5 protein-coding genes are annotated in these 9,712 nt (G+C 67.9%); 2 read left to right on the plus strand and 3 right to left on the minus strand.

The window, feature by feature from the left end:
* On the minus strand, nucleotides 1–586 hold a 586-nt coding region (locus tag AC31A1_RS39095), incomplete at its 3' end, for an ATP-binding protein (protein WP_489657836.1).
* Between the two features lie 102 nt (nucleotides 587–688).
* On the opposite strand from AC31A1_RS39095, the gene AC31A1_RS39100 reads away from it, so the two are divergent.
* Nucleotides 689–4,855, plus strand: a complete 4,167-nt coding sequence (locus AC31A1_RS39100; protein ID WP_489657837.1) for a HAMP domain-containing protein — start codon at nucleotides 689–691, stop codon at nucleotides 4,853–4,855.
* 12 nt (nucleotides 4,856–4,867) lie between these two features.
* Nucleotides 4,868–5,452 (plus strand): response regulator, encoded by a 585-nt coding sequence (locus AC31A1_RS39105; protein ID WP_489657838.1) that lies wholly within the window; start codon nucleotides 4,868–4,870, stop codon nucleotides 5,450–5,452.
* 111 nt (nucleotides 5,453–5,563) lie between these two features.
* Here AC31A1_RS39105 and AC31A1_RS39110 read toward each other — a convergent pair whose 3' ends face one another.
* Complete coding sequence (locus AC31A1_RS39110; protein WP_489657839.1) at nucleotides 5,564–7,438, minus strand: AMP-dependent synthetase/ligase; 1,875 nt, start codon at nucleotides 7,436–7,438, stop codon at nucleotides 5,564–5,566.
* Between the two features lie 248 nt (nucleotides 7,439–7,686).
* Entirely contained in the window at nucleotides 7,687–9,561 is a 1,875-nt protein-coding gene (gene lepA, locus AC31A1_RS39115) for a translation elongation factor 4 (RefSeq protein ID WP_393755471.1), read from the minus strand.
* Nucleotides 9,562–9,712 lie beyond the last annotated feature (151 nt).

Genomic DNA, 9,712 nt, shown 5'->3' on the forward strand with positions numbered 1-9,712 from the left:
TGTCCGAGGGGGCGGGCGGTTCGGGGGCGAGGATCTCGGCGACGCGGAGGCCGCGTTCACCGGCGTAGGTCTCCAACTCCCGTGCGGCCGGGGTGCCTTCGGCGGGCAGGCGGGCCCAGACGGTCTTGGTTCCGGTGCGGTAGGTGACGCCCCAGGACTCCGCGAGCGTGGAGACGAGGCGCAGGCCGCGGCCGAACTCCGGTGTCTCGTACGCCGGTTCGGCGCTGTTGTCGCGCGGGGCACGGGAGGGGTGGTGGTCGGCGACCTCGACGACGATCGAGTCGGTGTCCTCAAGCCGGCACACCAACTCGACGTCCGTGCCCGCGTGGACGACGGCGTTGGTGACGAGTTCACTGACGACGACCATCGCGTCCTCGGCCAGCCGGTCGGTGAGCTTCTCGGCGCCGGGCAGGCCGAGTCCGGCCCACTCGCGGAGGGCGGAGCGCACCAGGCCGCGGGCGGAACCGGGCGCGAGGGGGCTGCCGGAGAGCGTGGCGTGCACTGTCGTACGCCGGTCCGTGCCGTGGTGCGCGGGCGCATCGGAAGCACGCGAAGTGGTCTCCCGTTGCGTCGGTATGGCCCCCATGCGCAGCTCCCAGGGCAGTTCGGACGAATACGCCTCGATCGATGCGGACAGAGTGACAGACTGACCGCGGCCATAAGCGCCGAGTTACCGAAGTGGGCCGCCATGAGTGAGAACAGTGCTACGCGTGTGCTCGAAGACGGTCACAAAGGCGACTGGATTCGAGCATCCGATCTCCGTCCGCTGCTCGCCGTGATGACGGCCGCCCGCGACGGGGACTTCACGAAGGCGCCGGAGACGGGCCACGGCATGGTGGCCGAACTGACCGCCGCCTTCAACCAGATCATGGACCGCAGCAACCACTTCAACTCCGAGACGCAGCGCGTCAAACGGGAGCTGATCCGCCACGGCCGCCTCGACGAACGCCTCTCGGCCAGCCCCGGCCAGGGCGGCTGGACCTCCCGCGTCAACGACGTCAACCAGCTCCTCGACGCCCTGGTCGCCCCGGCCGCCAACGCGACCCGCGTGCTCGACGCGGTGGCGGGCGGCGACCTGACCCAGCGGGTCGATCTGCACGACGGCAGCAGGCAGTTGCGCGGTGACCTACGACGGCTCGGCCGCGCCGTGAACAAGATGGTCGACCAACTCTCCCTGTTCACCGGGGAGGTGACCCGCGTCGCCCGCGAGGTCGGCACCGAGGGCAGACTCGGCGGCCGCGCCAAGGTGACCGGCCTGTCCGGCAGTTGGCGTGATGTGACCGAAGCGGTCAACACGATGGCGTCCCGGCTGACCGCGCAGGTGCGGGACATCGCCCTGGTGACGACGGCGGTGGCGCGCGGCGACCTGACGCGTACGGTCACCGTCGAGGCGACCGGCGAGCTGCTCGAACTCAAGCTCACCGTGAACACGATGGTCGACCAACTGTCGGCCTTCGCGGACGAGGTGACGCGCGTCGCCCGCGAGGTGGGCACCGAGGGCCAGTTGGGCGGTCGCGCGCAGGTGCGGGGCGTGTCGGGGGTCTGGAAGGACCTCACCGACAACGTCAACTTCATGGCCTCGAACCTGACGTCACAGGTCCGGAACATCGCCCAGGTGACGACCGCCGTGGCGAACGGCGACCTGAGTCAGAAGATCACGGTCGACGCCCAGGGCGAGATCCTCGAACTGAAGTCGACCATCAACACGATGGTCGACCAGCTCTCCGCCTTCGCCGACGAGGTCACACGCGTGGCCCGCGAGGTCGGCACCGAGGGCAACCTCGGCGGGCGCGCCCAGGTGCGGGGTGTCTCCGGAGTCTGGAAGGACCTGACCGACAACGTCAACTTCATGGCGGACAACCTGACTTCACAGGTCAGGAACATCGCGCTGGTGTCCACCGCCGTCGCGCAGGGCGACCTCGGCAAGAAGATCACAGTGGAGGCCAAGGGCGAGATCCTGGAGCTGAAGTCCACGATCAACACGATGGTCGACCAGCTCTCCGCCTTCGCCGACGAGGTCACACGCGTGGCCCGCGAGGTCGGCACGGAAGGGAACCTCGGCGGTCAGGCGCAGGTGCGGGGCGTCAGCGGGGTCTGGAAGGACCTCACGGACAACGTCAACTTCATGGCCCTGAACCTGACTTCGCAGGTGCGGAACATCGCGCAGGTCACCACCGCCGTGGCCAACGGCGACCTGTCGAAGAAGATCACCGTCGACGCGCGCGGCGAGATCCTCGAACTCAAGGACACCGTCAACACGATGGTGGAGCAGCTGCGCGCCTTCGCCGACGAGGTGACCCGGGTGGCCCGCGAGGTCGGCACCGACGGCCGACTCGGCGGCCGGGCCCAGGTGTTGGGCGTCTCGGGTGTCTGGCGGGACCTGACCGACAACGTCAACTACATGGCCGACAACCTGACTTCACAGGTCAGGAACATCGCCCAGGTCGCGACGGCGGTGGCGCAGGGCGACCTGTCGAAGAAGATCGACGTGGACGCGCGCGGCGAGATCCTGGAGCTGAAGACCACCATCAACACGATGGTCGACACCCTCTCCTCCTTCTCCTCCGAGGTCACCCGGGTGGCCCGCGAGGTCGGCTCCGAGGGCCAACTCGGCGGCCAGGCACGGGTGGAGGGCGTCTACGGCACCTGGAAGCGCCTGACGACCAACGTGAACGAACTCGCGCTCAACCTCACCACGCAGGTCCGCGCGATCGCCGAGGTGGCCTCGGCGGTGGCGCAGGGCGACATGTCCCGCTCGATCACGGTGGAGACCCAGGGCGAGGTCACCGAGCTCAAGGACAACATCAACCTGATGGTGGCCAACCTCCGCGAGACGACCCGCGCGAAGGACTGGCTGGAGTCCAACCTGGCCCGCCTCGCCGCCCTGATGCAGGGGCACCGGGACCTGATGGAGGTCGCCGACCTGATCCTGCGCGAGCTGACGCCGCTGGTGAACGCGCAGTACGGGGCGTTCTTCCTGGCCGATCCCGACGAGGACAGCCTGCGAACGGCCATCCCCGCCAAGGGACTTGCCTTCATAGCCGGGTACGGGTCGGCGCAGGCCGCGACCGTGGACACGGGCGCCATGCCGGTGCACGGACTGGTGCGGCAGGCGGCGCGGGAGAAGAAGCGGATCCTGGTGGATGAGGCCCCTCCGGACTACATCAAGATCAACAGCGGGCTCGGGGAAGCCGCCCCGGCGAGCGTGGTCATCATCCCGATCCTCTTCGAGGACAAGCTCCTCGGCGTCATCGAACTGGCCTCCTTCTCCCGCTTCTCCGACGTCCACCTCGCGTTCTTCGACCAGTTCGTGAACACCATCGGTGTCGCGATCAACACCATCATCGCCAACTCCCGCACGGAGTCCCTGCTCGGCCAGTCCCAGCGGCTGGCCACGCAGTTGCAGGAACGTTCGGACGAACTCCAGAAGCAGCAGGCCGAGTTGCAGCGGTCCAACGCCGAACTGGAGGAGAAGGCCGCCCTGTTGGCGACCTCCTCGCAGTACAAGTCGGAGTTCCTGGCGAACATGTCGCACGAACTCCGCACGCCGCTCAACTCGTTGCTGATCCTCGCCCGGCTGCTCTCCGACAACCCGGACGGCCGGCTCTCCGAGCAGGAAGTGCAGTTCGCGACCACGATCCACCGCTCCGGCTCGGACCTCCTCCAGCTCATCAACGACATCCTCGACCTGTCGAAGATCGAGGCCGGCCGCATGGACGTACGCCCCAAGCGACTCCCGCTCATCAAGCTCCTCGACTACGTCCACGCCACGTTCCGCCCGCTCACCCTGGACCGGGGGCTCTCCTTCGAGGTGTCGGTCGGCGAGGACGTACCGCGCGAACTCTGGTCCGACGAGCAGCGGCTCCAGCAGATCCTGCGCAACCTGCTGTCCAACGCCATCAAGTTCACCGCCACCGGCCGGGTCGAACTCCGCGTCAACCAGGTCAAGGACCCCGAGCACCGCTACTCCGACGACAGCGACGAGGTCATCGTCTTCGCCGTCTCCGACACCGGGATCGGCATCGCCCCGGAGAAACTCCCGGTGATCTTCGAGGCGTTCCAGCAGGCCGACGGCACGACCAACCGCAAGTACGGCGGCACGGGGCTGGGGTTGTCCATCAGCCGTGAGATCGCGGGCCTGTTGGGCGGCCGTATCGTCGCCGCGAGCGAGCCGGGGCGGGGGTCCACCTTCACTCTCTACGTCCCCGTCGTCAGCCCCGGACATGCGGCGGGCGGCGCGCCGCTCACCGAGGACCGCGAACTGCCGCTGCTGCCTCAGCAGTTGTCCGGCGAGCCGTTCACCTCGACCGAGGTGGACGACTCGTGGCCGACCCCCACCAAGCTGGAGGCGTGGAAGGCCGGGCGGGCAGGCCAAGTGCTGCCTGGGCGGCGGGTGTTGATCGTGGACGACGACATCCGCAACGTCTTCGCACTCACCCATGTGCTGGGGCGGGTCGGCATGCCGGTGCTCTACGCGGAGAACGGGCGTGAGGGCGTCGAGACGCTGGAACGCAATCCCGACGTCGAACTCGTGCTGATGGACATCATGATGCCGGAGATGGACGGGTACGAGACCATCGCCGCCATCCGCCGCGCCCCGCGCTGGACCGGGCTTCCCATCGTCGCGCTCACCGCGAAGGCGATGCCGGGCGACCGGGAGAAGTCCATCGCGCGGGGCGCCAACGACTACGTACCGAAGCCGGTGGACGTCGATCAGCTGCTGACCGTCGTCTGCGCGCTCCTGGATCCCGAGGCCGCGTCCGTGACCGCGTCCGAGGACATCACGGTGGCGGATCCGGGTACTTCAGGTTCCGGTACTTCAGGGCAGACGGCGGCACCGCCGACGACTGAGTGAGGCACAGTCATCATGAGCGCTGAGGCAACGACCGACGAGAGTGCCGGCATCCTCCTGGTCGACGACATGGAGGACAACCTGGTCGCGCTGGAGGCCGTCCTGGGGTCCCTCAACGAGCCGCTGGTACGGGCTCGTTCGGGCGAGGAGGCGATGAAGGCGCTGCTGCGGCAGCGGTTCGCGGTGGTTCTGCTGGACATCCGGATGCCGGGCATGGACGGGTTCGAGACCGCGGCCAACATCAAACGGCTCGACCAGACCAAGGACGTCCCGATCATCTTCCTGACCGGCACGGACTCGGATGCGGGGTATGCGTTCCGTGGTTACGCCACGGGTGCCGCCGACTACTTGACCAAGCCGTTCGATCCCTGGGTGCTGCGGGCCAAGGTGAGCGTCTTTCTCGAACTGCACCGTAAGAACCAGCTGTTGGAGCGGATGCTGGCGCGGGAGCAGGGGCAGTTCGATGAACTGGCGTTGCGGCTCAAGGAAGTTGAGGAGCGGATGGCGGCGAGTGCGGTGGACGAGGTGCGGGAACTTCGGGTTCAGGTGCGAGAGATGGGGCTACTGGTGCGGGAGTTGCGGCGGCGCTCGACCAGGTAGGCAGTTTGCAACGCGCGCCTCTGGTGGGGGCTGGGCGCGCCCACGCGGCGGAGCCGCAAATAGACACAGCCCCGCGCCCCTAGGGGGTTGGGCCCGGCCCCCACCGAACAGTCACGCCTCGCGCGAACCCGCGTACATCTCGTCGATCAGGTGCTTGTACTCGCGTTCCACCACCGGGCGCTTGAGCTTGAGGCTCGGGGTGATCTCGCCGTGTTCCACGTCGAGGTCGCGCGGGAGGAGGCGGAACTTCTTGATGGTCTGCCAGCGCTGGAGGCCCTCGTTGAGTTCCTTGACGTAGGCCTCGATCATGGCGACCGTCGCGGGGGCGGCGACGACCTCGGCGTAGGACTTGCCCGCGAGGTCGTTGTCCTTGGCCCACTCCAGGATGGACGGTTCGTCGAGGGAGATGAGGGCGGTGCAGAAGTTCCGGTCGGCGCCGTGCACCAGGATGTTGGAGACGTACGGGCAGACGGCCTTGAACTGGCCCTCGACCTCGGCCGGCGCGATGTACTTGCCGCCGGAGGTCTTGATCAGGTCCTTCTTGCGGTCCGTGATGCGGAGGTAGCCGTCGGGGGACAGCTCGCCGATGTCGCCGGTGTGGAACCAGCCGTCGGACTCCAGGACTTCGGCGGTCTTCTCGGGCAGGCCGTGGTAGCCCTCCATGATGCCGGGGCCGCGCAGCAGGATCTCGCCGTCGTCCGCAATGCGCACCTCCGTGCCGGGCAGCGGCTTGCCGACCGTGCCGGTGCGGTAGGCCTCGCCGGGGTTCACGAAGGAGGCCGCGGAGGACTCGGTCAGGCCGTAGCCCTCAAGGATGTGGATGCCGGCGCCGGCGAAGAAGTAGCCGATGTCGGGCGCGAGCGCGGCCGATCCGGAGACGCACGCGCGCAGCTTGCCGCCGAAGGCCTCGCGGATCTTCGCGTAGACCAGCGCGTCGGCGACCTTGTGCTTGGCGGCGAGGCCGAAGGGCGCGGTGGCCACGCCGGTGCGGCGGAAGTTGTCCTGGGTGACCTTGGCGTACTCGCGGGCGACCTCGGCGGCCCACTGGAAGATCTTGTACTTGGCCGGGCCGCCGGCCCGCGCCTTGGCCGCGACGCCGTTGTAGACCTTCTCGAAGATGCGCGGTACGGCCGCCATGTACGTCGGCTGCACGACCGGCAGATTCTCGATGATCTTGTCGACGCGGCCGTCCACGGCGGTGACGTGCCCGATCTCGATGTGCCCGGACGTGAGCACCTTGCCGAAGACGTGCGCGAGCGGCAGCCAGAGGTACTGCACGTCGTCGGAGCCGAGCAGTCCGGTCGCGGCGATGGCCTTCGCCAGGTACGACCAGTTGTCGTGCGGGAGACGGACTCCCTTGGGGCGGCCGGTCGTCCCCGAGGTGTAGATGATCGTCGCGAGCTGGTCCTTGGTGATGGCCCCGACCCGCTCCTTGATCAGGTCCGGGTTCTTCTCCAGGTACGCGGCGCCCCGCTGCTCCAGCTCCGCGAGGGTGAGCACCCGGTCGCCGGTCTCGACGCCGGTCGGGTCGATGACCACGACGTGCGTCAGCTCGGGCAGTTCGGCGCGCTTCTCCTGTGCCTTGGCGAGCTGCGCCGCGTCCTCCGCGATGAGGACCTTGCTCCCGGAGTCGGAGAGGATGAAAGTCGACTCGTCGGCGTTGGTCTGCGGGTACACCGTGGTCGTGGCGGCGCCGGCGCACAGGATGCCCAGGTCGGCGAGGATCCACTCGACGCGGGTGGCGGAGGCGAGCGCGACGCGCTCCTCGGGCTGTACGCCCAGTTCGATCAGTCCGGCCGCGATCGCGAAGACCCGCTCGGCGGCCTGCGCCCAGCTCAGCGACTTCCAGTCGTCGGGGCCCTCGCCCGAGGGCGCCGGCACCGGGTAGCGGTAGGCCTCGGCGTCGGGCGTGGCGGCCACGCGGTCCAGGAAGAGGCCCGCCACGGACGGCGGACGGTTCTCGATCAGGGTCTGTGTGTCGCTCACGACATCCTCCGGGGCCCGCGACAGTGCGGCTGGCTCATTGCTACGGCTGTTGTTTAACTCACGAGTAACTATCGAGCAGTGATCAGAGTAAGCCGCGACCGGCCGGTGCGTAAGGGGCGGTGGACGGTCACTTCGAACAGAGCCATGACCACTTCGTACAGAGCCAAGACATAGGGCCCGCGGCGCCGAAGCGCAACGGGCCCTGTGAATCGTCTGGCTATCGTCCGGAATTTCGGTGTACGGGCCCGCTACTTCTTGCCCTTGGCGCCGCCACCGCTGTCGTCGCTGGACAGCACCGCGATGAAGGCCTCCTGGGGAACCTCCACGGAACCCACCATCTTCATCCGCTTCTTGCCCTCCTTCTGCTTCTCCAGCAGCTTCCGCTTACGGGAGATGTCACCGCCGTAGCACTTGGCGAGGACGTCCTTGCGGATGGCGCGGATGGTCTCGCGGGCGATGACCCGGGAGCCGATGGCGGCCTGGATGGGCACCTCGAAGGCCTGTCGCGGGATGAGTTCCCGCAGCTTGGCGACGAGCCGCACGCCGTACGCGTACGCCGCGTCCTTGTGCGTGATCGCCGAGAAGGCGTCCACCTTGTCGCCGTGCAGCAGGATGTCCACCTTGACCAGGCTGGACGTCACCTCGCCGGTGGGCTCGTAGTCGAGCGAGGCGTAGCCCCGGGTCTTGGACTTCAACTGATCGAAGAAGTCGAAGACGATCTCCGCGAGGGGGAGCGTGTAGCGGATCTCGACGCGGTCCTCCGAGAGGTAGTCCATGCCGAGCAGCGTGCCGCGCCGGGTCTGGCACAGCTCCATGATCGCGCCGATGAACTCCGACGGCGCGAGGATCGTCGCGCGGACGACGGGCTCGTAGACCTTGTCGATCTTCCCCTCGGGGAACTCGCTCGGGTTGGTGACGACGTGCTCGCTGCCGTCCTCCATCTCGACCCGGTACACCACGTTCGGCGCGGTCGCGATGAGGTCGAGCCCGAACTCGCGCTCCAGCCGCTCCCGGATCACGTCCAGGTGCAGCAGTCCGAGGAAGCCGACGCGGAAACCGAAGCCCAGCGCGGCCGAGGTCTCCGGCTCGTAGACGAGCGCGGCGTCGTTGAGCTGGAGCTTGTCGAGGGCCTCGCGCAGCTCCGGGTAGTCGGACCCGTCCAGCGGATACAGGCCCGAGAAGACCATCGGCTTGGGGTCCTTGTACCCGCCGAGCGCCTCGGTCGCGCCCTTGTGCAGGGTGGTGATCGTGTCACCGACCTTGGACTGGCGGACGTCCTTCACCCCGGTGATCAGATAGCCGACCTCGCCGACCCCGAGCCCGTCCGCGCCGAGCATCTCCGGCGAGTTCGTCCCGATCTCCAGCAGCTCGTGCGTGGCGTTCGTGGACATCATCCGGATCTTCTCGCGCTTGGTGAGCTGTCCGTCGATGACCCTGATGTACGTCACGACACCGCGGTAGGAGTCGTAGACCGAGTCGAAGATCATGGCGCGGGCAGGCGCGTCCGCGTTCCCGACGGGCGCCGGGATCTCCTTGACGACCTTGTTCAGCAGCGCGTCGACACCGATACCGGTCTTCGCGGACACCCGCAGCACGTCGTCGGGCTCGCACCCGACGAGATTGGCCAGCTCCTCGGCGAACTTCTCGGGCTGCGCGGCCGGCAGGTCGATCTTGTTCAGTACGGGGATGATCGTGAGGTCGTTCTCCATCGCCAGGTACAGGTTGGCGAGGGTCTGGGCCTCGATGCCCTGGGCGGCGTCCACGAGCAGCACGGTGCCCTCGCAGGCGGCGAGCGACCGCGAGACCTCGTACGTGAAGTCGACGTGTCCCGGGGTGTCGATCATGTTGAGGATGTGGGTACTGCCCTGGTCGTCCCCGAGGGTCGGGGCCCACGGCAGACGCACGGCCTGGGACTTGATCGTGATGCCACGCTCGCGCTCGATGTCCATGCGGTCGAGGTACTGAGCACGCATCTGCCGCTGGTCGACCACTCCGGTCAGCTGGAGCATCCGGTCAGCGAGCGTGGACTTGCCATGGTCGATGTGCGCGATGATGCAGAAATTGCGGATCAGCGCCGGGTCGGTACGGCTCGGCTCGGGCACATGGCTGGGGATCGCGGGCACGCAGGGTCCTGATTCTTGAGGCGTCCGCAGTCTCTGCGGTCTCGGGTCGGATCGATACGTAGACTCCATCGTCCCACGCGTGGGAGGTGCGGTCCGGTTTGGGCCGGTGCGGGTGGGTAACCATGGGGGTTTTCGCGGGTCGGTTCGGGGG

The organism is Streptomyces sp. P5F9 (assembly GCF_057961495.1).